This is a genomic window from Methylobacterium sp. GXF4 (assembly GCF_000272495.1).
Classification (GTDB): domain Bacteria; phylum Pseudomonadota; class Alphaproteobacteria; order Rhizobiales; family Beijerinckiaceae; genus Methylobacterium; species Methylobacterium brachiatum.
In genome coordinates this window covers 48,402-71,997 of sequence record NZ_AKFK01000067.1, presented here as the reverse complement: position 1 = coordinate 71,997, position 23,596 = coordinate 48,402, and the positions used below count along the sequence as shown (strand labels likewise).

Annotated in this window: 20 protein-coding genes; 13 read left to right on the top strand and 7 right to left on the bottom strand. The window is 70.1% G+C overall.

Annotation, left to right across the window (positions count from 1 at the left end):
* The first annotated feature begins 210 nt into the window (after positions 1–210).
* Positions 211–1,893 carry an acyl-CoA dehydrogenase family protein gene (locus tag WYO_RS18405; protein WP_007565254.1) on the top strand — a complete coding sequence of 561 codons (1,683 nt, stop codon included), beginning with the start codon at positions 211–213 and terminating at the stop codon, positions 1,891–1,893.
* 113 nt (positions 1,894–2,006) lie between these two features.
* On the opposite strand, the gene WYO_RS18400 is transcribed toward WYO_RS18405, so the two are convergent.
* Positions 2,007–2,186: a hypothetical protein gene (locus WYO_RS18400; RefSeq protein WP_007565252.1), complete on the bottom strand. Its 180-nt coding sequence runs from the start codon at positions 2,184–2,186 to the stop codon at positions 2,007–2,009.
* 100 nt (positions 2,187–2,286) lie between these two features.
* Complete coding sequence (locus WYO_RS18395; protein ID WP_007565250.1) at positions 2,287–3,555, bottom strand: glycosyltransferase family 4 protein; 1,269 nt, start codon at positions 3,553–3,555, stop codon at positions 2,287–2,289.
* Between the two features lie 112 nt (positions 3,556–3,667).
* On the opposite strand from WYO_RS18395, the gene WYO_RS18390 reads away from it, so the two are divergent.
* The 5 genes from WYO_RS18390 to WYO_RS18370 all read left to right on the top strand — a co-directional run bounded on the left by WYO_RS18390 (position 3,668) and on the right by WYO_RS18370 (position 10,312).
* Positions 3,668–4,942: a glycosyltransferase gene (locus WYO_RS18390; RefSeq protein WP_007565248.1), complete on the top strand. Its 1,275-nt coding sequence runs from the start codon at positions 3,668–3,670 to the stop codon at positions 4,940–4,942.
* A 320-nt stretch (positions 4,943–5,262) separates the two neighbouring features.
* Positions 5,263–5,619 carry a phasin gene (locus WYO_RS18385; RefSeq protein WP_007565246.1) on the top strand — a complete coding sequence of 119 codons (357 nt, stop codon included), beginning with the start codon at positions 5,263–5,265 and terminating at the stop codon, positions 5,617–5,619.
* Positions 5,620–5,770: 151 nt separating this feature from the next.
* On the top strand, positions 5,771–6,331 hold the full coding sequence (locus tag WYO_RS18380; protein WP_007565245.1) for a hypothetical protein: 561 nt from the start codon (positions 5,771–5,773) through the stop codon (positions 6,329–6,331).
* 126 nt (positions 6,332–6,457) lie between these two features.
* On the top strand, positions 6,458–7,726 hold the full coding sequence (locus WYO_RS18375; RefSeq protein ID WP_007565243.1) for an N-acetylmuramoyl-L-alanine amidase: 1,269 nt from the start codon (positions 6,458–6,460) through the stop codon (positions 7,724–7,726).
* A 168-nt stretch (positions 7,727–7,894) separates the two neighbouring features.
* Complete coding sequence (locus WYO_RS18370) at positions 7,895–10,312, top strand: penicillin-binding protein 1A (RefSeq protein ID WP_007565241.1); 2,418 nt, start codon at positions 7,895–7,897, stop codon at positions 10,310–10,312.
* Positions 10,313–10,726: 414 nt separating this feature from the next.
* Here WYO_RS18370 and purQ read toward each other — a convergent pair whose 3' ends face one another.
* The 5 genes from purQ to WYO_RS18345 form a co-directional block, all read right to left on the bottom strand.
* On the bottom strand, positions 10,727–11,407 hold the full coding sequence (purQ, locus tag WYO_RS18365) for a phosphoribosylformylglycinamidine synthase subunit PurQ (protein ID WP_007565239.1): 681 nt from the start codon (positions 11,405–11,407) through the stop codon (positions 10,727–10,729).
* Positions 11,407–11,646, bottom strand: coding sequence for a phosphoribosylformylglycinamidine synthase subunit PurS (gene purS / locus WYO_RS18360; RefSeq protein ID WP_007565237.1), 240 nt, complete (start codon positions 11,644–11,646; stop codon positions 11,407–11,409). Before purS ends, purQ begins: the two co-directional genes overlap by 1 nt.
* 147 nt (positions 11,647–11,793) lie before the next feature.
* The gene (locus WYO_RS18355; RefSeq protein ID WP_007565235.1) at positions 11,794–12,027 is read right to left on the bottom strand and encodes a hypothetical protein; all 234 of its coding nucleotides are present in this window, start codon (positions 12,025–12,027) and stop codon (positions 11,794–11,796) included.
* 118 nt (positions 12,028–12,145) lie between these two features.
* Positions 12,146–12,745: an ActR/PrrA/RegA family redox response regulator transcription factor gene (locus WYO_RS18350; protein ID WP_007565233.1), complete on the bottom strand. Its 600-nt coding sequence runs from the start codon at positions 12,743–12,745 to the stop codon at positions 12,146–12,148.
* A gap of 58 nt (positions 12,746–12,803) precedes the next feature.
* Entirely contained in the window at positions 12,804–14,189 is a 1,386-nt protein-coding gene (locus WYO_RS18345) for an ActS/PrrB/RegB family redox-sensitive histidine kinase (protein ID WP_007565232.1), read from the bottom strand.
* Between the two features lie 293 nt (positions 14,190–14,482).
* Between WYO_RS18345 and phaZ the strand changes: the two genes are divergently transcribed.
* The 7 genes from phaZ to WYO_RS18310 all read left to right on the top strand — a co-directional run bounded on the left by phaZ (position 14,483) and on the right by WYO_RS18310 (position 23,389).
* On the top strand, positions 14,483–15,763 hold the full coding sequence (phaZ, locus tag WYO_RS18340) for a polyhydroxyalkanoate depolymerase (protein ID WP_007565231.1): 1,281 nt from the start codon (positions 14,483–14,485) through the stop codon (positions 15,761–15,763).
* Between the two features lie 498 nt (positions 15,764–16,261).
* Positions 16,262–17,848, top strand: coding sequence for an ABC transporter substrate-binding protein (locus tag WYO_RS18335; RefSeq protein ID WP_007565230.1), 1,587 nt, complete (start codon positions 16,262–16,264; stop codon positions 17,846–17,848).
* A gap of 195 nt (positions 17,849–18,043) precedes the next feature.
* Entirely contained in the window at positions 18,044–18,985 is a 942-nt protein-coding gene (locus WYO_RS18330; RefSeq protein WP_007565229.1) for an ABC transporter permease, read from the top strand.
* 92 nt (positions 18,986–19,077) lie between these two features.
* Positions 19,078–19,941 carry an ABC transporter permease gene (locus WYO_RS18325; protein WP_047170875.1) on the top strand — a complete coding sequence of 288 codons (864 nt, stop codon included), beginning with the start codon at positions 19,078–19,080 and terminating at the stop codon, positions 19,939–19,941.
* A complete protein-coding gene (locus WYO_RS18320) occupies positions 19,938–20,951 on the top strand; it encodes an ABC transporter ATP-binding protein (RefSeq protein ID WP_039903295.1) in 1,014 nt (337 codons plus the stop codon). The genes WYO_RS18325 and WYO_RS18320 overlap by 4 nt, the downstream gene beginning before the upstream one ends.
* Before the next feature lie 256 nt (positions 20,952–21,207).
* Positions 21,208–22,212, top strand: a complete 1,005-nt coding sequence (locus WYO_RS18315) for an oligopeptide/dipeptide ABC transporter ATP-binding protein (RefSeq protein ID WP_007565226.1) — start codon at positions 21,208–21,210, stop codon at positions 22,210–22,212.
* A 37-nt stretch (positions 22,213–22,249) separates the two neighbouring features.
* Entirely contained in the window at positions 22,250–23,389 is a 1,140-nt protein-coding gene (locus WYO_RS18310; protein WP_007565225.1) for an amidohydrolase/deacetylase family metallohydrolase, read from the top strand.
* Positions 23,390–23,596 lie beyond the last annotated feature (207 nt).

Genomic DNA, 23,596 nt, shown 5'->3' with positions numbered 1-23,596 from the left:
GAAACGGCTTCCGGTACCGGGGCACGCGGGCACGGCTGTCAGTGATCGTGGATACGAAATAACGTGCGCCGAACCGGTCTCCATTTCGGCCGCGAGCACTCTGACGCATTCAACTTCAGTTCAAGACGCCGCAAATGAAATCTGCTTCGGCCTCGACGTCGGACGGGTTAGAAGACACGATCCAATAAAACGCCACGCGAGCCAAAAACCATGTCCGCATCCCCCGCCATCCAGACCGAGCCGCAGGACGTCGTCAGCCTCGCCAAGGCGGCCGGCGAGAGCGCGAAGGCCCTCGTGGCGGAAGCCACACGCCGGGTCCGGACGCGCATCCTCGGCACGGACGGGCGGATCGATGCCGGCAAGCTCGAGACCCAGCAGCACGCCGCCCACGGGCTGGCCTGGCTGGCGACCTACGCGGAGGCGGTGGCCGAGCTCGGCGGCTATGCCGAGCGCCTCCAGGCCGAGGGCCGGTTCGGCGAGACCGAGACGCTGCTCGTGCGGATCGGCGCCGGCGAGTATCTCGACCAGCTGTTCTCCGGCATCCCGATGAGCCAGGGCGAGATGGTCCGCCCGACCGGCTCGCTCGGCCTCTCGGCCAAGGAGGTCGCGCAGTACCGCTCGGACGCGGTCGAGACCCTGATCGCCGAGGGCAACACCCCGGAGAACCGCGCCGCCCTGGTGGCGCTGATGCGCGAGGGCGGCGGCTCGGCCACCGTGGGCGCCTCGGGCCTCGACGAAGACATGGAGGCGATCCGCTCCGAGATGCGCCGCTTCGGCAAGGCCGAGGTGGTCGAGCAGGCGCATGAGTGGCACCTGAAGAATGAATACATCCCCATGGAGGTCGTCACCAAGATGGCCGAGCTGGGCGTGTTCGGCCTCACCATCCCGGAGGAATACGGCGGGATGGGCCTGCCCAAGACCGCCATGTGCGTGGTCTCGGAGGAGCTGTCCCGGGCCTATATCGGCGTCGGCTCGCTCGGCACCCGCTCGGAGATCGCTGCGGAGCTGATCCTGTGCGGCGGCACCGAGGAGCAGAAGCACCGCTTCCTGCCGAAGATCGCCAGCGGCGACATTTTGCCGACTGCCGTGTTCACCGAGCCGAACACTGGGTCCGACCTCGCGAGCCTGCGCACCAAAGCCGTCAAGGACGGCGAGGTTTGGAAGATCACCGGCAACAAGACCTGGATCACCCATCCGGTCCGGGCCGACATCATGACCGTGCTGGTGCGGACCAAGCCGGAGGAGAAGGGCCATCGCGGCCTCTCGATGCTGATCGCCGAGAAGCCCCGGGGCACGGACGCAGAGCCGTTCCCGGTCCAGGGCCTGTCCGGCGGCGAGATCGAGGTGCTCGGCTACCGGGGCATGAAGGAATACGAGCTGGCCTTCGAGGGGTTCGAGGTGCCCGGCGGTAACCTGCTCGGCGAGGTCGAGGGCAAGGGCTTCGCCCAGCTGATGCAGACCTTCGAATCGGCCCGCATCCAGACCGCGGCCCGTGCCATCGGCGTCGCCCAGTCGGCCCTCGACGTGGCCCTGCGCTACGCCGAGGAGCGGGTGCAGTTCGGCAAGGCGCTGGTCAGCTTCCCGCGGGTCGCCGACAAGCTCGCCATGATGGCGGTGGAGATCAACATCGCCCGCCAGCTCACCTATTTCTCGGCCCGCGAGAAGGATGCCGGCAAGCGCTGCGACCTGGAGGCCGGGATGGCCAAGCTGCTCGGCGCCCGCGTCGCCTGGGCGGCCGCCGACAACGCGCTCCAGATCCACGGCGGCAACGGCTTCGCCCTGGAATACCCGGTCAGCCGGATCCTGTGCGACGCCCGCATCCTGTCGATCTTCGAGGGCGCCGCCGAGATCCAGGCCCAGGTCATCGCCCGGCGGCTGCTCGAAGCGGCGTAAAAAGTCCGGATCCACACGGTCCGGGACCGTGTGCGGGTGCCGGGCAGAGCCCGGCTCCATCGGGGCTCTGTCCCGATAGCCCCGCCCGAGGGCTGAGCCCTTTGGGATCCCCGCTACTTGGTGATCTTCACCGAGATCGGGTCGCTCGAGGGGAACGTCTCCTCGAGGGCGTCGTCGAGGCGCTCGTCCATCTTCTCGGGCTTGTTGGCGGGATTGGCCTTGTCGTCCGGCTTGGCGCTGCCCTGCTGGAAGCCGGGCTTGGTCTCGTTCTCGAGCTTGTGGTCGTCGGCCATGTCTGTCCCTTATCGGTGACGGGTGCACGCGCGGTGCCTGTGCGCGTCAACGCGACGAGGCCCAGGTGTTTCCGGTTTTTTCGGGCGCAAGGCGTATCAATCAGGCCGTCGCCACCGCCGGGCCGGCTGATAACCGCGTCGCGCGGCCTCGCGCAGACGCCTCACGCATCACGGTCTCGTAGACACCCGTCAGCCGGTCGAGATGGACCTCCGGGGTCAGCGGCGCGGTCCAGTAGCGGGCATGCGCGGCCCGGCCCATCCGGACCGCGAGGGCGTCGTCCGACAGGCGGCGCAGATGGGCGGCCAGCGCATCCGGATCCCCCGAGCGGAACCAGAACCCGGTCTCGCCGTCGACCACCGCCTCCCGGCCGGCGCAGGCATCGCTGACGATCACCGGCGTGCCGCAGGCCAGAGCCTCGTACACGGTGAGCGGCTGGCCCTCGTACCAGACGCTCGGGAAGACCAGCGCCCGCGCCTGGCGCATCAGCGCCTGCACGCCGGCGGGGTCGCGCCAGCCGAGCATCACCGCCTCGGGATAGCGGGCGGCGAGGTCGGCCCGCTCCGAACCGTCGCCGACGAACACGGCCCGCACCCCGGCCCGGCGGGCGGCTTCGGCGAAGATCGGCGCGCCCTTCTCGGTGGAGATCCGGCCGACGAACAGGCAGTCGCCCGGCGGTCCCTCGTGGACCGGCGCCTGCGCCACCGCGATCGGGTTGTCGACCCGGTGGAACATCGTGCCGGCGGGCATCAGCGGCCGGACCACGCTCTCCTGCAGGTCGCTGATCGTGACGACGTGGGCGAACAGCTCCGGCAGCCGGGCGACATGCGCGAGCCCGGCATGGCGGATCATCCGGGCGACCTTGCGCGGGTAGCTGCGCGCATCGCACTGCGCCAGGATGCAGGAGGCCGACATCGGCGTGCGGTGGCAGATCGTCTGCTCGGGATAGGCGTAGAACCCGCCGGTCGGGCAGACCAGGAAGAACTCGTGCATCGTGTAGAGGCACGGCAGGCCGGAAGCCCGCAGGGCCGGGCCGATGGCGGGCGACAGCGCCTTGGCGAAGGCGTGGACATGGACCAGCGTGTCCCGCGGATCGCAGGCGGCGAGCTCGGCCGCCAGGGCACGGGCGGCCGGTGCGTTCCAGATCGCCTGGGCCGCGAAGGCGAGCTTGCTGCGCGCCGTCGTGACGTCGTCCTGATCCAGGCACACCACCCGGATGCCGGCGGGTTCCAGCCGCGGGTCGACCGGGCCCACGGCCGCGAACAGGGTGACGCGGTGACCCCGGGCCACGAGCCCGAGGGCGGATTCGATCGCGACCTTGGCCTGGCCGCCGTTGATCGCGGCATGATCGGCGACGAGGACGATGTGCACGTCAGGTAGTCCGCCGCTCTATTTTCGGGGTGGAGATCTGTAACGGCCGGCGGTTGATCCTCCGTAAACCGGCCTGGACTTATGATCGCGGCGGGTCCTGCCGAGACAAGTCATGCATGTCGTGATCCTGGCCGAGTTCGCGACCGCCAGCGGCGGGGCGGAAAAGGTCGCCCTGGAATCCGCCCGCGGGCTCGCCGAGGCCGGCCTAGCGGTCACCTACATCCAGGCGATCCCGGGCCCGGTCGATCCCCTGCTGGACCACGGGAACATCCGGCGGATCGAACTCGGCCTGCCCGACATCTGGACCCTGGGCGGCCTCAGGGCGGCGGCCACCGGGATCTGGCACGCCGCGGCGGCCCGCGCCCTCGAGGCGGCGCTCCGGGAGCTTCCGGCACCGCCGGATTGCCTCCACCTGCACCAATGGACCCGCACCCTGTCGCCGGCGATCTTCCCGGTCCTGACCCGCCTCGCGGTGCCGGTGGTCGTCACCCTACACGACTACGCCCTGGCCTGCCCGAACGGAGTCTATTACCGGTTCGACCGGGCCGAGCCCTGCGGGCTCACGCCGCTCTCGCCAGCCTGCCTCGCCGCGCCCTGCGATCCGCGCAGCCGGGTTCACAAGCTCGTGCGCGTCGCCCGCGCGGGCGCGCTCCGGCAGGCCCTGCACCGGCGCCCGCTCCATGTCGTCCATGTCTGCGACGCCAGCCGGCGGCGGCTCGGCGACCTGCTCGGCGGCTACGCGCTCACCCATCACCGCGTCGACAACCCGGTCCGGATCGCCGACGGGCCGCCGGCCGATCCCGCCCGGGGCGACGCCATCGCGTATGTCGGGCGCCTGACCCGGGAGAAGGGCGCCGACCTCGTGGCGGACGCGGCCCGGTCCGCCGGGCTCACCGCCCTGTTCGTCGGCGCCGGTCCCCTGGAAGCGGAACTGCGCGCTCGGCCCGGTGTCGAGGTGATCGGCTGGCAGGCGCCGGACGCCGTCTGGGCGCTGCTGCGCAGCCGCGCCCGGGCGCTCGCCGCCCCGTCGCGCTGGTACGAGACCGGGCCGCTCACGGTCTACGAGGCCCTGGCGGCCGGCCTTCCCGTGGTCGCCTCCGACCGGTCCGGCGCCGCCGAGAAGGTGCGGGACGGGCGCACCGGCTTCGTGGTCCCCCCCGAGATCGGGGCGTTGGCGGCGGCGTTCTCGGCCCTGCGGGACGATGCCTGCGCGGCGACCCTCGGGGCGAATGCCCGGGCGCAGATCCAGGCTGCGCCGATGACGCTCGCCACCCATGCCGCCGCGCTCCGGTCGCTTTATGCCGGGCTCGTGCAGCGTGCGACTGGTGCGATGCACCATGCCGGCGCCGCGGCCCGGCCGGACCGGCCGAGCGCTGAATCGGCCTGATACCGAATCGGCAAGTCCCAAACCCGGGCGCGTCGGCTATAGACAGCCGGAAAGATTGATATAGAGAGGCGTCTGTGCGGCCGAATCGCACCATGACCCTGCCTGGATCGGCCAAGGTTTATTGGAAGCGGGCGCGTTGCCGGTATGGCGGCGCGAAGACTGTTCGGATACCGGAATCATGCATTTTATCCGGATTCTTGCGCCCGCGCCGCACCCCCGAACATGCACTTGACTTCTTGTTGCACTGCAACATATAGAGACGCGTCACCGCGGACGCAGATCGGCGTCCCATCCCGAGACAGCGTGTGCTGGAGACTTCGATGCAGACCCCGAACTTCGAGATCCCGACCGAGATGCGTGATTTCGCCGAGAAGAGCGTCGACCAGGCGCGCAACGCCGTCGGCACCATGATGGCGAACGCCATCAAGGCGACCGAGCAGGTCCAGGCCTCGGGCCAGACCTTCCAGTCGACCATGACGGCGGCGGTCTCGAAGGGTTTCGAGCACGCGCAGAACAACGCGAACGCGACCTTCGACTTCGCCCAGAAGCTGGCCCGCACCAAGGATCTGCGCGAGGCGTTCGAGCTGCAGTCCGAGTTCGTCCGCAGCCAGTTCGCCGCCCTCCAGGCTCAGGCCAAGGATTTCGGCGCCCTCGCGCAGCAGAACGTCGCCCGCTGAAGACGCACCGATCCGCCCCGAGCGGATCGTTCGAGGCGGTGCCCGGCCCGACGCGGCGGGGCACCGCCGGATAGAAGCCTTCCGAACACGGTCTTCCCTCCGGCCGCCGCTCCGTCAGGGGGCCCGATGCGGACGAGGAGGAGATTGCGCCATGAGCAAGCCGCGTCGACCGAAGGGGCCCCGCCCCGATTGGGCTCCAAAGCCGGCTCTCAATGCCGACGGGCCCGCGCTCCGCGCCGTTCCGCCGCCCACCGACACGGCCATCCCGGACGTGGCCGTTGCCAAGGCCACGGAAGCCGTCGCCGCCTCCGAGCCGGATGGCGCCGCGCCGGAGGCTCCCGCAGAGGTCTCGGTCCCGGTGGCCGCCCTCGTCCCACCCGTCACGATCCCGCCGTTGACGGCTCCGTCCGCCGCGCCCGTCGCGCGGGACGAAGCCGCCGAACACGTCGCCGCGACCAGCTTAGCCGCGACCAGCCGGGCCGGGTTCACGCCGAATCACCGCGACGGCACCGGCATCGGCTCGACGATCGCCCGCTACATGCGCGGGGAGAGCGAGGCCGCCCTGGCGCATCTGCGGGCCCTGTCGCAAGCGGGCTCGCCGACCGAATTGATGCGTCTGCAGATGGGCGAGGTCCAGCGGGCCGCCGATGCCTCGCTGACCTGCTGGAGCGACGTGATCCGCAAGGCGAGCCGCCTCGTCGCGTTCCGCTGACGCACGATCGCCACGTTCAGGCTGTCGCATGCGCGCGACATGCCGGCCGCCTCGTTCCGGGCAACCGTCGATTAACCATACCGCTCCTATGCCCTATCAAGGGGCACGGGAGTTGAATCCGGACCGATGCCGAGTCGCGCGCGCCAGATCCGTTCCGCCATCCACCGCCTCTGCCTGGCTCTGACGCTGGCAGGCTCACCCGTCCTCGCGCAGAACGGCGACAAGCCCGCCGCGCCGACGCCCGCGATCGCCATCGGGGCGGATCTCGCCAGCCAGGCCGGCACGACGCGGCTCACCCTGACCCTGTCCCGGGCCGTGGAGGCCCGCGGCTTCGTGATGGAACGGCCCGACCGGGCGGTGATCGACCTGCCGGAGGTCAATTTCCAGCTCGATTCCGGGGCGGGGCGTCGCCGCGACGGCCTCGTCCAGTCCTTCCGCTACGGCCTGTTCGCCCCCGGCCGCTCGCGGGTCGTGATCGACCTCGCCGCGCCGGCCACGATCGGGCGGATCGAGACCGTGACCCGGGCCCGGGACGGTGCGGTGCTGCTGACGATCCCGCTCCAGCGCGTCGAGCGCGACGCGTTCCGCAAGGCGGCCGCGGCCAGCGACCCGGCCCCCGCCCAGGCGCGCAGCGCCGCCCCCGAACCCGCCGACCAGCGCCCGCTGATCATGGTCGATGCCGGGCATGGCGGGACAGATCCCGGGGCGATCGCGGTAGGCGGGGTGTTCGAGAAGGACATCGTGTTCGGCTACGCGCAGGCCCTGGTCGAGAAGCTGGAAGCGAGCGGCCGCTACCGGGTTCGGATGACCCGCGACCGGGACGTGTTCGTGCCGCTGGCCGACCGCGTCCGCCTCGCCCGCGAGGCCAAGGCCGACCTGTTCGTGTCGATCCATGCGGATTCGATCTCGGCCGCGCCCCAGGTGCGCGGGGCCACCATCTACACCAACGCCGAGAAGGCGACCGACGTGGAATCCGCCCGGCTCGCCGAGCGCGAGAACAAGGCCGACGCCGCCGCCGGCGCCGATTCCGCCGAGGCCCCCCCGGACATCGCCGACATCCTGCAGGAACTGACCCTGCGCGAGACCCGGGGCTTCTCCTCGGGCTTCGCCCGCACCCTGATGGGCCAGCTCGCCCCGGTCATGGAGATGAGCGCCAAGCCCCACCGGGAGGCGCGCTTCATGGTGCTGCGCTCCCCCGACGTGCCGAGCGTGCTGGTGGAACTCGGCTATCTCTCGAGCAAGCGCGACCTGGAGATGCTGCAATCGCCGGAGTGGCGCGCGGGGGTCACCGGCTCGATGGCGAAGGCGATCGACCTGTTCTTCGGCAACCGCGCGACCCTGAAGCCGTCCACGAACCCGCGCCGGTCGGCGGCCGTCGCCCCAGTTTTACCATAGATAGAGTGTCGATACGGGGTGTCCGACGCCCCGTCGCACCGCCGCTGAACCGGCAATCCGAGGGGGCCTCACGGGAGCGTCCGGGAGCCGACCGCGTCGAATACGGACGCCCGTGCCGGATGAGCCGAACCCGGCATGCGGCCGGGCCAGCGACGAGCGGAACACCGGATGCGTCTGATCCTTCGTTTCTTCGGGATCCTGTTTAGCGCCGGCGCGGTGCTGTTCGTGGTCGGTGCTGCGGCCGGCGGCTACTTCTACTGGAAGTACAGCCAGGACCTGCCCGACCACGCCGCGCTCGCCAATTACGAGCCGCCGGTGATGACCCGCATCCACGCGGCCGACGGCTCCCTGCTGGCCGAATATGCCCGCGAGCGCCGGCTGTACCTACCGATCCAGGCGATGCCGAAGATCGTGGTCGCGGCCTTCCTGTCGGCCGAGGACAAGAACTTCTACAAGCACGGCGGCATCGACCCCGAGGGGATCGTGCGCGCCTTCCTGACCAACGCCAAGTCGGGCAAGCGGCAGGGCGCCTCGACCATCACCCAGCAGGTCGCCAAGAACTTCCTGCTCTCCTCCGAGCAGACCTATGACCGCAAGATCCGCGAGGCGCTGCTGGCGCTGCGGATCGAGGCCGCCTACTCCAAGGACAAGATCCTGGAGCTGTACCTCAACGAGATCTTCCTCGGCACCATCGTCCCGGGCCGCAACCTGCACGGCGTCGCGGCGGCCGCGCTCGATTATTTCGGCAAGTCGGTCCACGAGCTGACCATCAACGAGGCCGCGTATCTCGCCGCGCTGCCGAAGGGTCCCAACAACTACCACCCCTACCGCAAGACCCAGGCGGCCCTCGACCGCCGCAACGAGATCATCCGCCTGATGGCGGAGAACAGCTACATCACCAAGGAAGAGGCGGATTCCGCCAAGAAGATGCCGCTCGGGGTCAACCCGCGGGTCGCCTTCCCGAACGCCGCCAACGCCAACTACTTCACCGAGGAGGTCCGGCGCGAGATCTCCGAGCGCTACGGCGAGAAGAAGCTCTACGAGGGCGGTCTCTCGGTGCGCGCCACTCTCGATCCGAAGATGCAGGCCTGGGCCCGCAAGGCCCTGGTCGACGGCCTCGTGCGCTACGACCAGGCCCATGGCTGGCGCGGCGCGGTCACCAAGGTCGACCTGACCGGGCGCGACTGGGGCATGGCGGCCGCCGAGGTTCCCGCGCTCGGCGACGTGGCGCCGTGGCGGCTCGCCGTGGTGCTGGGCAATGGCGGCGGCGGCGTCCAGGTCGGCCTCCAGCCCAAGCGCGAGGCGTCGGGCCAGGTCGGCAAGGACCGCGAGACCGGCGTGATCCCCCCGGACGGCATGCGCTGGGCCGGCCGGCCGAACCTCCAGCCCGGCGACATGGTCTATGTCGAGGCGATGGATGGCGGCCGCGGCCAGTACCGCCTGCGCCAGAAGCCCGAGGTCTCCGGTGCCATCGTGGCGATGGACCCGAATACGGGCCGCGTCCACGCGATGGTCGGCGGCTTCTCGTACGACGAATCCGAGTTCAACCGCGCCACCCAGGCGATGCGCCAGCCCGGCTCGTCGTTCAAGCCGATCGTCTACTCGGCGGCGCTGGACAACGGCTACACCCCGTCCTCGATCGTGCAGGACACGCCGATCACCATCGAGGCCGGCCCCGGCCAGGAAGCCTGGACGCCCTCGAACTACGACGGCAAGTCCGGCGGCCCGCACACCCTGCGGTACGGGATCGAGCATTCGAAGAACCTGATGACGGTCCGGCTCGCCAAGGATGTCGGCATGCCGCTCATCGCCGAATACGCCCGCCGCTTCGGCGTCTACGACGACATGCTGCCAGTGCTGCCGATGTCGCTGGGGGCCGGCGAGACCACGGTCATGCGCATGGTCACCGCCTACTCGATGCTCGCCAATGGCGGGCGCCGCATCCGGCCGACCCTGATCGACCGGATCCAGGACCGCATCGGCGAGACGATCTACCGGCACGACAACCGCAAGTGCATCGGCTGCGACGCCGAGAAATGGTCCGGCCAGGACGAGCCGAAGCTGGTGGACGATTCCGAGCAGGTGCTCGACCCGCTGACCGCCTACCAGATGGTCTCGATCATGGAGGGCGTGGTCCAGCGCGGCACCGCGACCCTGCTGAAGCAGATCGGCAAGCCGCTCGCCGGCAAGACCGGCACCACCAACGACGCCAAGGATGCGTGGTTCGTGGGCTTCTCGCCGGATCTCGCGGTCGGGATCTATATCGGCTTCGACAAGCCGCGCTCGCTGGGCGACCGCGCCACCGGCGGCGGCCTCGCGGCGCCGATCGCCCTCGAGTTCCTGAAGGTCGCCCTCAAGGACAAGCCGCCGACCCCGTTCCGGGTGCCGCCCGGGATCAAGCTGATCCGCGTCAACCTCGCCTCCGGCACCCGCGCCGGTTCGGGGGAGGGCGCCGGCACGATCCTGGAGGCGTTCAAGCCCGGCACCGCGCCGCCGGATTCCTACGTCGCCCCGGCCCAGAGCGCCGCCCCCGCGGCGGTCCCGGCGGACCCCGACCGGGCCGCACAGGCGGGCGGCCTCTACTGAGGGATCGGCCTCGGTCCTAACCGTCGGGTGGGACCGAGGCCTTTCGCACCCGATCCTCCGGCGTTACCCCCGTGGGATGCGCTTCACGCCACTGCGACGAAGCGCGGGCGGGCGCACCCTTCCAGGCTACGATCTCCTACCGCCCTGCCGGATGTTGGCCTCGGACAGACCTCTCTTGCGGCCGAGAATGATCGCGGGCCGCGTTGCGTGGATCCGTGAGCCCGAGCGGGACCCGTCGCGGCCCGCGCAGGCAACAGAAAAAAGCCGCCCGGTTGGGGGCGGCTTGGGAGAGTCATCAGGGAGGCATCAAACAGAGCGGACGAGGTCGTCCAACTCGATATCCAGAACTCTGGATGCCTCTTTATGCCGTGTGAACCTTAATCGGCGGTTAAAAACCAGTTTCAGCCGGCGAGCTCACGCGGCGAGACTGTCGAACAATCCGCGCCCGTCGGTGCCGCCGATCAGGCCTTCAACGAAGTTCTCCGGGTGCGGCATCATCCCGAGGACGTTGCCGGCCTCCGAGTAGACCCCCGCGATCGCGTTGAGGGAGCCGTTGCGGTTGGCCTCGACCGTGATCGTCCCGGCGGCGTCGCAGTACCGGAAGGCCACGCGACCCTCGCCCTCGATCCGCGCCAGCGTCTCGGGATCGGCGAAGTAATTGCCCTCGCCATGCGCCACGCAGACGTCGATCACCTGCCCCTTCTGGTAGGCGCTGGTGAAGCGCGTATCGGTGCGTTCGACCCGGAGGGTCTGCCGGTGGCAGATGAAGCGCCGGTTGACGTTGCGCATCAGCACGCCCGGCAGGAGGCCGGATTCGCACAGGATCTGGAAGCCGTTGCAGATGCCGAGCACGAGGCCGCCCCGGGCCGCGTGCGCCCTCACCGCATCCATCGCGGCCGCGCGGCCCGCGATGGCACCGCAGCGCAGGTAGTCGCCGTAGGAGAAGCCGCCCGGCAGGACGGCGAGGTCGGTTCCGGCCGGCAGGTCGTGGTCCGCGTGCCAGACCATGCTGACCCGCGCACCCGACCGGCGCAGAGCCCGGGCGACATCGCTCTCGCGATTCGACCCCGGAAAGACGACGACCGCAGCGTGCATCAGAGGATCTCGATCGCGTAGTTCTCGACGACGGTGTTGGCGAGCAGCTTCTCGCAGGCCGTCCGGAGGGTGGCTTCGGCGGTCGGGCCGTCGGCGGCCGAGACCTCGAGATCGAACACCTTGCCCTGGCGGACGCTGTCGATGCCGTCGATGCCGAGGGACTTGAGCGCGGCCTCGATCGCCTTGCCCTGCGGGTCCAGCACACCGGTCTTCAGGGTGACGATGATACGGGCTTTCATGGATCTTCCGGTCTCACGCGCAGCCGAAAACGTGGGCGCAACCCGCGGCGTCGTTACACGGGCGGCCGTCGCGCGTTCCCTAGCAGGAAGGCCGCCGGCCTGTCGAACGCCGTGCCGGGCACTGGCCCGGCGACATACCCAATCCGGCTACCGCGACGTGGCGCGGGTGCGGATCGGCTCGATGCTGGTCGCCCGGCGCCAGAGCTGCAGCATGATCCAGGCCGCGAACAGGCTGAAGACGCCCATCAGCACGTGGCCGACCCGGTCGCCGAGGTCGAACAGGCCCGCGAGGGCCCAGCCGGCCGCGATGGCGACGGCGAAGACCTCCGTGCCGACGAGGACCATCATGCTCACGATGGTGATGGCGTTGCGCCCGTTCACGAGACTCGTCCCCCGGTCGATTGCGAGGCCCCGGACGAAATGCGCCCGGGACCCGCGCAGCTAGCCCACCGGGGAGGGGGGATGCAACCGCGGGACCCGGGATCGGTGGGTCCCGGCTTCAGCGCGGGGCGCGCTTGGCCAGGATCCGCTGCAGCGTCCGCCGGTGCATGTTGAGGCGCCGGGCGGTCTCGCTGACGTTGCGGCTGCACAGCTCGTAGACCCGCTGGATATGCTCCCAGCGGACCCGGTCCGCGGACATCGGGTTCTCCGGCGGGTCGGCCCGCTCGCCGGGCTGCGCCATCAGCGTGCCGTGGATCTCGTCGGCGTCGGCGGGCTTGGCGAGATAGTCGAACGCGCCGAGCTTCACCGCCGTGACGGCGGTCGCGATGTTGCCGTAGCCGGTGAGGATCACGCCGCGCGCGTCGGGGCGGCGCTCCTTCAGGCGGGCGATCACGTCGAGGCCGTTGCCGTCGCCGAGCCGCATGTCGATCACCGCGAAGGCCGGCGGGCGGGCCTCGACGGCCGACACGCCGTCGGCGACGCTGTCGGCGACCTGGACATGGTAGCCGCGGCTTTCCATGGCGCGGGCGAGCCGCGTCGAGAAGGGCTTGTCGTCGTCTACGATCAGCAGGCTGCGGTCGGTGAAGGCGGCGAGCGGATCGGCTTCGTTGATCACGGCGGGATCGATCGCTGCCGTGGTCCCGGGCTGCGTCAGCATCCGGCACTCCTTTCGGGTTTTCGTAAGGGAATTACTCAGTCAGTTCTCGGTCTGATCCTCATATAGGTACGACATCGCGCGGTGGCAGGGGCGCGCCGATATTGAGTTCCGGCGAATGGCGCGGGGCTGCACCCCGTTCGAAGATGTGCCGGGCCCAGGACACCCGCACGATCGCTCCATGGGCGTCCGGCGCGGAGACGTTCATCAGGGCGAGCTGTGCGCCCGAGCGCTCGATCAGGGTCTTGGCGATGAACAGGCCGAGGCCAAGGCCGGCGCCCACGGTCCCGCCGGTCTGCGGGCGGTCGCCGCTGCGGGTGGTTACGTAGGGCTCGCCCGCGCGCAGCAGGACCTCGCTGGAGAAGCCCGGGCCGTCGTCGCGGATCTCGATCCAGACCCGCTCCTGAGTCCAGCGGCCCTCCACGGTGACGCGGGAGGTGGCGAAGTCGACGGCGTTGTCGAGGATGTTGGCCAGCCCGAACATCACCCCGGGGTTGCGGCGGCAGGCCGGTTCCGGGCCGTCACCGCGGCTGGAGATTTCTAAGACAGCTCCGAGGGCGCGCTGGGGGGCCACCAGCTCCTCCACGAGATGGCTGAACGTCACGGTCTCCAGGAAGCCGACCCCGTCCCCATCCAGGGACGTGAGCTTGCCGAGGATGCCGCGGCAGCGGTCGACCTGCTCGCGCAGCAGGTTCAGGTCCTCGGCCACCGCCGGCGAGGCGGTGGGCCCGAGCTGGCGGATCAGCTCCTTGGTCACCACCATGATCGTCCCGAGGGGTGTGCCCAATTCGTGGGCAGCCGCCGCCGCGAGGCCGTCGAGCTGCGAGAGGTGCTGCTCCCGGGCGAGCACCAGCTCGGTGGCGGCGAGCGCCTGGGCGAGGAGCCGCGTCTCCTCGGCGACCCGCCAGGCGTAGACGCCGGTGAAGGCGGTGCCGAGCAGGATCGCGGTCCAGACCCCGGACACGTACAGGAACGGCAATTCGATCCGCCCGTCCGAGAACCAGGGCAGCGGCCGGTGCACCAGGGCGAGCAGCGTCGCCAGCCCCACGGCGAGCAGGCCGAGCGCCAGGGTCCGCTCCGGCGGCAGCGCGGTGGCGGAGATCAGCACGGGGGCGAGGAACAGCAGCGAGAACGGGTTCTGAAGGCCGCCGGTGAGGAACAGCAGCGCGGCGAGCTGCACGATGTCGAAGGCGAGCAGCAGCGCCGCGGAATCGTCGCTCAGCCGGTAGCTCGCTGGGAAGCGGATCCGGAGAGCCAGGTTCAGCCAGGACGAGGTCGCGATCACCAGGAAGCACCAGCCGAACGGCAGCGCCAGCCCGAGACCGAACTGCGCGCCGACCACGGCGGCGCTCTGGCCGGTGATGGCGAGCCAGCGCAGGCGGACGAAGGTGTCGAGCCGGAGGTGGCGGGCGTTGCGGACGAGGCCGTTGAGGTCGCTATCGGGCATGGGGTTATTGGTGGAGCGCCGGTCGGGCCGCGCCGGCGCGGATTTTCAAGATGGGTACCGCGGCACCGGATCCGGAGCGGGCCGCCGGATCCGTCGCGCCGAGGGCGTGGTCACGGGCAAGTCGCCCGGGGCGGGGGATGTTCCGTGATCGTTCAGGGTGGAACCTTATCCTACGCGGCGGGTTGCAGCAGGCTCCGCGCGCAGGCCGGATGTCGGCGGCCCGGATGGTGTGTCGTCCCGCAGCGGACCGGTCCCGGTCGGCCCCGGACGGCATTCGAAACCGCGAGGTGGCGATGCTCCTGGCTTACGCGATGTTCGAAGGCGCCCGCGCCCTGATGGCGCCGGCCCGGGTCGCCGCGGACCTGACCCGCCACGCCCTGCAGATGCCCGGCAATCCCCTGGCCTACGGGCCCTACGCCCGGGCGATCAGCGCCGGCTGCGAGATGTTCGAGCGCGCCACGCGCCGCTACGGCAAGCCCGCCTTCGGGTTCACCGAGACGCAGGTCGACGGGATTGCGGTCCCGGTCAGCGAGCGCGTCGTCTGGGAGCGGCCGTTCTGCCGCCTGGTCGCGTTCGAGCGCGCCTTCCTCACGCCACCCGCCGAGCCGCAGCCCAAGCTGCTCATCGTCGCGCCGATGTCGGGCCACTACGCCACGCTGCTGCGCGGCACCGTGGAGGCGATGCTGCCGAACCACCGGGTCTACATCACCGACTGGACCGATGCCCGGATGGTGCCGCTGACCTTCGGGAGCTTCGACCTCGACACCTATATCGACTACCTGCAGGAGATGTTCGCGATCCTCGGGCCGGACCTGCACATCATGGCGGTGTGCCAGCCGGCGGTGCCGGTTCTGGCCGCGGTGGCGCTCATGGAGGCCAAGGCCGATCCGGCGGGCGATCCGGCCGTGCCGGCCTCGATGACCCTGATGGGCGGCCCGATCGACACCCGCCGCTCGCCCACCGCCGTGAACTGCCTCGCCCAGGAGCGCGGCCAGGCCTGGTTCGAGCGCAACACGATCAGCCTGGTGCCGCCGATCTATCCGGGGGCCTGGCGCCGGGTCTATCCGGGCTTCCTGCAGCTGTCGGGCTTCATGGCGATGAACCTCGACCGCCACGTCACCGCCCATTCGGACATGTTCGACCATCTGGTGAAGGGCGACGGCGACTCGGCCGAGAAGCACCGGGAATTCTACGACGAGTACCTGGCGGTGATGGATCTCACCGCGGAGTACTACCTCCAGACCGTGCAGACCGTCTTCGTCGACCACGCTCTGCCCAAGGGGCAGATGCGTCACCGCGGCACCCCGGTCGATCTCGGGGCGATCCGCCGCTGCGCCATCCTGGCCGTGGAGGGCGAGAACGACGACATCTCCGGGGTCGGCCAGACCAAGGCGGCCCTCGAGCTGACGCCGAACCTGCCCGAATCCCGCAAGGCCTACCATCTCCAGGTGGGCGTCGGGCATTACGGCGTGTTCAACGGCTCCCGCTACCGGACGGTCATCGCCCCGCGGATCGCCGCCTTCATCCGCGCCCAACCGGCGGAGGCCGGCTCGCACCTGCGCCAGGTCAGCTGAGGCAAGTCCCGGTTTCGACAGGTCCAGGACCTTTCGCGGGTCCAGGGCGGAGCCCGGGCCTCCGGGCGATGTCGCACCGAGCCCCGCCAAAGGGCTGAGAGCCCTCTGAAATCCCTTTCGTGAGCTTGCGCGACCGCCCCGTCCTGCCGGGCGGTCGCGCTGCATTTTGAATTCTCTTCCCCTCACGGTGGCGCGAGGCTTGCGAGGCAGCGCCCGTGAGCATGACGACCGCCGATCCCCCGACGCCCTTCCGTGTCCACTGCCGGCCTGCATCCGGCCGGACGACCGCGCGCGCGAACAGGATGCGGATAACTAGAATTCAAATCTCCAAAACCGTCTTGCGGCAGCAGGGAACTGGCGCATGCTGCTGATCGCGTGAAATGTCAGCCCGCTCCGGCCCCGATACGGGACCGAAGCCTTCCGTCGACCGAGTCACAGGCGCACCCGGGGTGCGGGCCGGTAGCCGGGATCGCAATCCCACCGGCCAGGGAGATCACGATGGACCGCAGGACCTTCCTCAAGGGCTCGGCCGCACTCGGGCTGGCAGCGCCGCAGATCGCGATGCCGGCCGTGGCGCAGGGCGCCAAGGTGCTGCGCTTCGTGCCCCAGGCGAACCTCGCCAATTTCGATCCGATCTGGGGCACGCAATACGTCGTGCGCAATGCCGGCACCCTCGTCTGGGACATGCTCTACGGGGTCGACGCGCAGCTGAAGCCGCAGCGGCAGATGGTCGAATCCGAGGAGGTCTCGGGCGACCAGCTGACCTGGACCTTCCGGCTCCGCCCCGGCCAGACATTCCATGACGGCGAGCCGGTGCTCGCCAAGGATGTCGTGGCGAGCCTGACCCGCTGGATGGCCCGCGACCCGATCGGCCTGATGATCCGCGGGATCCAGGACGACCTCGCCGCCGTGGACGACCGGACGTTCCGCTGGCGCCTCAAGAAGCCCTTCCCGAAGCTCCTCTACGCGCTCGGCAAGACCAACGCTCCGATGGCCCTGATCATGCCGGAGCGGATCGCCAAGACCGACCCGTTCACGCAGATTACCGAATATGTCGGCTCGGGCCCGATGACCTTCGTGCGCAACGAATGGGTGCCGGGCGCCCGGGCCGTGTTCCAGAAGTTCGCCGGCTACAAGCCCCGCGCGGAGCCGAATTCCTGGCTGGCCGGGGGCAAGCACATCCTGGTCGACCGGGTCGAGTGGGTGATCATGCCGGACGCGGCCACCGCCTCGGCGGCCCTGCAGAACGGCGAGGTCGATTGGTGGGAGAACCCGATCTCCGACCTCGTGCCGCTCCTGCGCAAGAACGCCAACCTCAACGTCGATATCGCCGATCCGCTGGGCAATGTCGGGTCGTTCCGGATGAACCACCTGTATCCGCCCTTCGACAACCCGAAGATCCGCCAGGCGGTCATGACCGCCATGAACCAGGAGGATTACATGCGGGCGATCGTCGGCGACGACGACAGCCTGTGGAAACCGCTGCCGGGTTTCTTCACGCCGGGGACGCCGCTCTACAGCGAGGCGGGGGGCGCCCATGTCGGCAAGGGCGACCTCAAGCTCGGCCAGAAGCTGCTCAAGGAAGCCGGCTACAAGGGCGAGCCGGTGGTCTGCATCGTGGCCCAGGACCAGGGGATCACCAAGGCGCAGGGCGACATCACCGCCGACCTCTTGAAGCAGATGGGCTTCAACGTCGATTTCGTCGCCACCGACTGGGGTACCACCGGCACCCGCAGGGCCTCCAAGGCGCCGCCGAGCCAGGGCGGCTGGAACATGTTCCACACCTGGCATGCGGGCGCCGACTGCATCAATCCGGCGGGCTACCCCGCGGTCCGGGCCAGCGGCGACAAGGCCTGGTTCGGCTGGCCGAACGTCCCGCCCGTGGAGGCGGCCATCGCCGAATGGTTCGACGCGGCTGATCCGGCCGCCGAGAAGGCCGCCATCGACAAGGTCAACGCCGCCGCCTGCGAGGGCGTGGTCTACGTCCCGACCGGGTTCTTCCTCGGCTACCAGGCCTGGCGCAAGAGCGTCTCGGGCATCGTGAAGGGGCCGATCCCGTTCACCTGGGGCGTGTCGAAGGCGTGATGGGACGTCCCGCGATCATCCCGTTCGGCGCGACGCGCCCCCTCTCCCGTGCGGGAGAGGGCTGGGGTGAGGGATATGCCCTCTCCGGACAAACCTGGCCCCTCACCCTGTCCCTCTCCCGCACGGGAGAGGGGACCTGCGCCCCAGCCGGATGCGGCCCGGGGCGCGGGCGACCGATGAGATAGCGGAGGACCCATGCTCGGCTATATCGGCAGGCGCATCCTGGCCACCATCCCGGTGATGGCGGTGGTCGGCTTGTTCGTCTTCAGCCTCCTCTACTTCGCCCCCGGCGATCCGGCCGCGATCATCGCGGGCGATCAGGCGACGCCGGACGATGTCGCCCGCATCCGCGCCTCGCTCGGCCTCGACCGGCCGTTCCTGGTGCGGTTCGGCGAATGGTCCTGGCAGATCCTGCACGGGGATCTCGGCACCTCGATCTTCACCAACCTGCCGGTCACCACGATGATCGGGCAGCGGGTGCAGCCGACCGTGTCGCTGATGCTCGTCACCCTGGTCCTGGCCATCGTGGTGGCGGTGCCGCTCGGTGTCGTGGCGGCCTGGAAGGCCGGCAGCCTGATCGACCGGCTGGTCATGGGGCTCGCCGTGATGGGCTTCTCGGTGCCGGTCTTCGTGGTCGGCTACGTGCTCGCCTACGTGTTCGCCCTCGAGCTCGGCTGGCTGCCGGTGCAGGGCTACACGCCGATCGAGCAGGGCCTGTGGCCATGGTTCGCGAACCTGATCCTGCCCGCGGTAACGCTCGGCCTCGTCTACATCGCGCTGATCGCCCGGGTGACGCGGGCGACTATGCTCGACGTGCTGAGCCAGGATTACGTCCGCACCGCCCGGGCCAAGGGGTTGGCGCAGGGGCCGGTGCTGTTCATCCACGCCCTCAAGAACGCCGCGGTGCCGATCGTCACCGTGATCGGCATCGGCATCGCCCTGCTGATCGGCGGCGCCGTGGTCACCGAGACGGTCTTCGCGATTCCCGGCCTCGGGCGCCTCACGGTCGATGCGATCCTGCGGCGCGATTACCCCGTCATCCAGGGCGTCGTCCTGCTGTTCAGCTTCGTCTACGTGCTGGTGAACCTCGCCATCGACCTGTTCTACACCTTGCTCGACCCGAGGATCCGCTATTGACCGCGACCGTCCCGCCTCTCTCCGGTCAGCCCCTCGCCAAGGGGCCCCTGCCCAAGGTGTCGCTCCCCGTCGGCATCGCCATCGCTTGGCCGATGCCGGATGTGATCCCGGCGCGCAAACGCCGGGGGCCGGTCTGGACCTATGTCCGCCGCCACCCGACCATCGTGGTCGGCGGGATCCTGCTGCTGATCGTGTTCCTGATGGCGGTGCTCGCCCCCTATCTCGGCACCGTCGATCCCACCGCCCTGGCCCCGGCCAAGCGCACCCGCGTGCCCTCGGCCCAGTACTGGTTCGGCACCGACATGCTCGGGCGGGACATCTACTCGCGGGTGGTCTACGGCGCCCGGGTCTCGCTGCTGGTCGGCTTCTCGGTGGCGCTCCTCGCCTCGGTGGCGGGGCTCGCGGTCGGGCTGATCTCCGGGATGGTGCGCTGGCTCGACGGGATCGTGATGCGGATCGTCGACGGCATGATGTCGATCCCGCCGATCCTGCTGGCCATCACCCTGATGGCGCTCACTCGCGGCTCGGTCCAGAACGTCATCGTGGCGATCACCATCGCGGAGATCCCCCGGGTCGCCCGGCTGGTCCGGGGCGTCGTGCTGTCTCTGCGCGAGCAGCCCTATGTCGAGGCCGCCGTGACCACGGGCACGCGCATGCCGGCGATCATCTGGCGCCACATCCTGCCCAACACCCTGGCGCCCATGACCGTGCAGGCGACCTATATCTGCGCCTCCGCGATGATCACCGAGGCGATCCTGTCGTTCATCGGTGCGGGCGTGCCGCCCTCGACGCCGTCCTGGGGCAACATCATGGCCGAGGGCCGGGCCCTCTGGCAGGTCAAGTTCTACATCATCCTGTTCCCGGCGATCTTCCTGTCCATGACGGTGCTCGCGGTGAACCTCGTGGGCGACGGCCTGCGCGACGCCCTCGACCCCCGCATGGCGAAAGACGCATGAGGAGCCCCGGCGTGAACGGCGTACCCCTCCTCTCCATCGAGAACCTGCAGGTCCATTTCCGAACCCCCGACGGAGCCAACCGGGCGGTGGACGGCGTGTCCTTCGCGATCCAGGCCGGCGAGACCCTGGCGATCGTCGGCGAATCCGGCTGCGGCAAGTCGGTGACCGCGATGTCGATCCTGCGGCTCCTGCCCGAGCCGCCGGCCAGCATCGCCGGCGCCATCCGGTTCGAGGGCCAGAACCTCCTCGACCTGCCCATGAAGGCGATGCGCAAGATCCGCGGCAACGACATCAGCGTCATCTTCCAGGAGCCGATGACCAGCCTGAACCCGGTGCTGACGGTCGGCCGCCAGATCGGTGAGACCTTAAGGCTGCACCAGGGCCTCAGCCGGCGCGAGGCCGAGGCGCGGGCGGTGGAGATGCTGACGCTGGTCGGCATCCCCGAACCCGGGCGCCGGGTCCGGGAATACCCGCATCAGCTCTCGGGCGGCATGCGCCAGCGGGTGATGATCGCCATCGCGCTCGCCTGCTCGCCCAAGCTCCTGATCGCCGACGAGCCGACCACGGCGCTCGACGTGACCATCCAGGCCCAGATCCTCGACCTGATGCGCGACCTGAAGCGCCGGGTCGGCGCCGCGATCATGCTGATCACCCACGATCTCGGCGTGGTCGCCGAGGTCGCCGACCGGGTGGTGGTGATGTATGCCGGCCGGAAGGTCGAGGAGGCGCCGGTCCGCGACCTGTTCCGGGCGCCGCGCCACCCCTACACCCGCGGGCTGATGGGGGCGGTGCCCAAGCTCGGCGCGGTCGAGCACGGCGCCACCGAGCGGCTCGCCGAGATCCCCGGCATGGTCCCGAGCCTGAAGCAGCGGATCGAGGGCTGCGTCTTCGCCGGCCGCTGCCCGGACGTGACCGACCTGTGCCGCGCCTACGCCCCGGCCCTGGAGCCGAAGGCCCCGGCCCACCTCGCCGCCTGCCACTACGCGCCCAAGGACGCACTCGCGGCATGATTCTTTTTCCTGGTGAGACCGGCACCCGCATGCGCCCTCCCTCCCCCCTCTGCGGGGGAGGGTGGGCCGGCCGTCAGGCCGGGTCGGGAGAGGAGAACCCGGCTTCAGAAAAGGGCGCGACTGTCAGGACGACCACAGGCCTGTTCGGCACCGTTGCTCCCCTCTCCCGACCCCCTTCGGGGGCCACCCTCCCCCGCACAGGGGGGAGGGAAGGCGCGGCTATCGACGCGCTTCACCATGATTGGGAGCCCCGCTCATGAACCCGGCCCCCCGCACCCTGCTGGAGGTCAACGACCTGAAAAAGCACTTCGCCCTCGGCGGCGGCCTGTTCGGCCGGTCCGCCCGGGTGCTGAAGGCGGTGGACGGCCTGTCCTTCACGGTGGACCGGGGCGAGACGCTCTCGCTGGTCGGCGAATCCGGTTGCGGCAAGTCCACGGTCGCCAAGGCGCTGATGCGCCTCTACACCCCGACGGCCGGGCAGGTTGTGCTGGCGGGCCGGCGCATCGACGACCTCTCGGCCGGCACCCTGCGGCCTCTGCGCCGCCGGATGCAGATGGTGTTCCAGGACCCGTTCTCCTCGCTCAACCCGCGGATGCGGGTGCGGGCGATCCTGGCCGAGCCGATCCGCAATTTCGGCCTGGCCCAGGGCTCGGCCGACCTCGAGGCGAAGCTCGCCGCCCTGATGGAGCGGGTCGGCCTGCCGCGGGAGGCCCTGGGGCGCTGGCCCCACGAATTCTCCGGCGGCCAGCGCCAGCGCATCGGCATCGCCCGGGCGCTCGCCGCCGAGCCGGACCTGATCATCTGCGACGAGGCGGTCTCGGCGCTCGACGTCTCGGTGAAGGCCCAGATCGTCAACCTGCTGCGCGACCTGCAGCGCGAGCTCGACCTCGCCATGCTGTTCATCTCGCACGACCTCGCCATCGTCGAGCACATGACCCACCGGGTGGCCGTGATGTATCTCGGCAAGATCGTCGAGATCGGCCCGCGCCGGGAGCTGTTCCTGGCCCCGAAGCACCCCTACACGCAGGCGCTGCTCTCCGCGGTGCCGATCCCGGAGCCCGGGGCCGGGCGCACGCGCATCGTGCTCAAGGGCGACGTCCCGAGCCCGATCAACCCGCCCAGCGGCTGCCGCTTCCACACCCGCTGCCCGCAGGCCTTCGACCGCTGCCGGGTCGAGGAGCCGACCCTGGATCCCGTGGGCGCCGGCCACCTCGCCGCCTGCCACCTCAACGACGCGGCCGTGCCGGCCCAGGCGGCCTGACGGATCGGATCCCTGCAGACGGCTTTTGGAGACAACCGTGCATCACGACCTCATCCTGAAGGGCGCGCGGGTGATCGACCCGTCGCAGAACCATGACGGCGTCTGCGACGTCGCCTTCGCGGAGGGCCGCGTCTCGGGCTTCGGCCGCGACCTGCCGGCCGGACCCGCCACGCAGGTCCGCGACATGGCGGGCGCCATCGTCACCCCGGGGCTGATCGACCTGCACACCCATGTCTACTGGGGCGGCACCTCGATCGGGATCGATGCGGACGAATTCTGCCGCACCTCCGGGGTGACCACCTCGGTCGATACCGGCAGCGCCGGGCCGGGCAATTTCGCCGGCTTCCGCAAGCACGTGATCGACCGCTCGGAGGCGCGCATCCTCGCCTACCTTCACGTGTCGTTCGCCGGCATCTTCGCCTTCTCCAAGACGATCATGGTCGGCGAGAGCAGGGACCCGCAGCTCATGGCGCCACGCGAGGCGGTGGAGGTGGCCGAGGCCAACCGCGACGTGATCGTCGGCATCAAGGTCCGGGTCGGGCGCAACTCCTCCGGGGACCAGGGCACCGCGCCGCTCAACATCGCCCTCCAGGTCGCCGAGGAGACCGGGCTGCCGCTGATGGCCCATATCGACGAGCCGCCGCCGAGCTACGAGGAGGTGCTGGCCATGCTGCGCCCCGGCGACGTGCTGACCCACGCCTTCCGGCCGTTCCCGAATTCCCCCGTGACCGCGCAGGGCGCGGTCAAGCCGGCGCTCCGCGACGCCCGGGCCCGCGGCGTGCTGTTCGATATCGGCCACGGCAAGGGCTCGTTCGCGTTCAAGACCGCCCGGGCCATGCTGGCCGGCGGCTTCCTGCCGGACACGATCTCGTCCGACGTGCACCAGCTCTGCATCGACGGCCCGGCCTTCGACCAGGTCACCACCATGTCGAAGATGCTCTGTCTCGGCATGAGCCTGCACGAGGTCATCGCCGCCTCCACGGTCAACGCCGCCGTGGCGCTCAAGCGGATGGAATACGGCACCCTGAAGGTCGGCGCGCTCGGCGACGCCACCGTGCTGTCGGTCCGGGACGGCGCGTTCGACTACGTGGACACAAGGGGCGAGCACATGACCGGCGCCCAGCGGATCTTTTCCGAGGGCGTGGTGCTGCGGGGCCGGTGGTGGCACCCGGTTTGAGATAGGAAGGCACGCTCGACCGTCCTTGCGAGCGCAGCGAAGCAACCGAGGGACACGCCACCTCCGGGGATCGCGCGCTGCCCTGGGTTGCTTCGCTGCGCTCGCCATGACGGTGCGGGACCATCGAACGGGCGCTTCGGCCGGGAGATGTACGAGAGACGCCCCCTCGGCTGCCCGCCGGGAACGGCTCTGTTGGATATTCCCGAC

Coding starts and splice junctions, on each gene's coding strand:
- WYO_RS18405 (WP_007565254.1), top strand. CDS start 211: ATGTCCGCATCCCCCGCCATCCAGACCGAGCCGCAGGACGTCGTCAGC.
- WYO_RS18400 (WP_007565252.1), bottom strand. CDS start 2,186: ATGGCCGACGACCACAAGCTCGAGAACGAGACCAAGCCCGGCTTCCAG.
- WYO_RS18390 (WP_007565248.1), top strand. CDS start 3,668: ATGCATGTCGTGATCCTGGCCGAGTTCGCGACCGCCAGCGGCGGGGCG.
- WYO_RS18385 (WP_007565246.1), top strand. CDS start 5,263: ATGCAGACCCCGAACTTCGAGATCCCGACCGAGATGCGTGATTTCGCC.
- WYO_RS18380 (WP_007565245.1), top strand. CDS start 5,771: ATGAGCAAGCCGCGTCGACCGAAGGGGCCCCGCCCCGATTGGGCTCCA.
- WYO_RS18375 (WP_007565243.1), top strand. CDS start 6,458: ATGCCGAGTCGCGCGCGCCAGATCCGTTCCGCCATCCACCGCCTCTGC.
- WYO_RS18370 (WP_007565241.1), top strand. CDS start 7,895: ATGCGTCTGATCCTTCGTTTCTTCGGGATCCTGTTTAGCGCCGGCGCG.
- purQ (WP_007565239.1), bottom strand. CDS start 11,407: ATGCACGCTGCGGTCGTCGTCTTTCCGGGGTCGAATCGCGAGAGCGAT.
- purS (WP_007565237.1), bottom strand. CDS start 11,646: ATGAAAGCCCGTATCATCGTCACCCTGAAGACCGGTGTGCTGGACCCG.
- WYO_RS18350 (WP_007565233.1), bottom strand. CDS start 12,745: ATGCTGACGCAGCCCGGGACCACGGCAGCGATCGATCCCGCCGTGATC.
- WYO_RS18345 (WP_007565232.1), bottom strand. CDS start 14,189: ATGCCCGATAGCGACCTCAACGGCCTCGTCCGCAACGCCCGCCACCTC.
- phaZ (WP_007565231.1), top strand. CDS start 14,483: ATGCTCCTGGCTTACGCGATGTTCGAAGGCGCCCGCGCCCTGATGGCG.
- WYO_RS18335 (WP_007565230.1), top strand. CDS start 16,262: ATGGACCGCAGGACCTTCCTCAAGGGCTCGGCCGCACTCGGGCTGGCA.
- WYO_RS18330 (WP_007565229.1), top strand. CDS start 18,044: ATGCTCGGCTATATCGGCAGGCGCATCCTGGCCACCATCCCGGTGATG.
- WYO_RS18325 (WP_047170875.1), top strand. CDS start 19,078: ATGCCGGATGTGATCCCGGCGCGCAAACGCCGGGGGCCGGTCTGGACC.
- WYO_RS18320 (WP_039903295.1), top strand. CDS start 19,938: ATGAGGAGCCCCGGCGTGAACGGCGTACCCCTCCTCTCCATCGAGAAC.
- WYO_RS18315 (WP_007565226.1), top strand. CDS start 21,208: ATGAACCCGGCCCCCCGCACCCTGCTGGAGGTCAACGACCTGAAAAAG.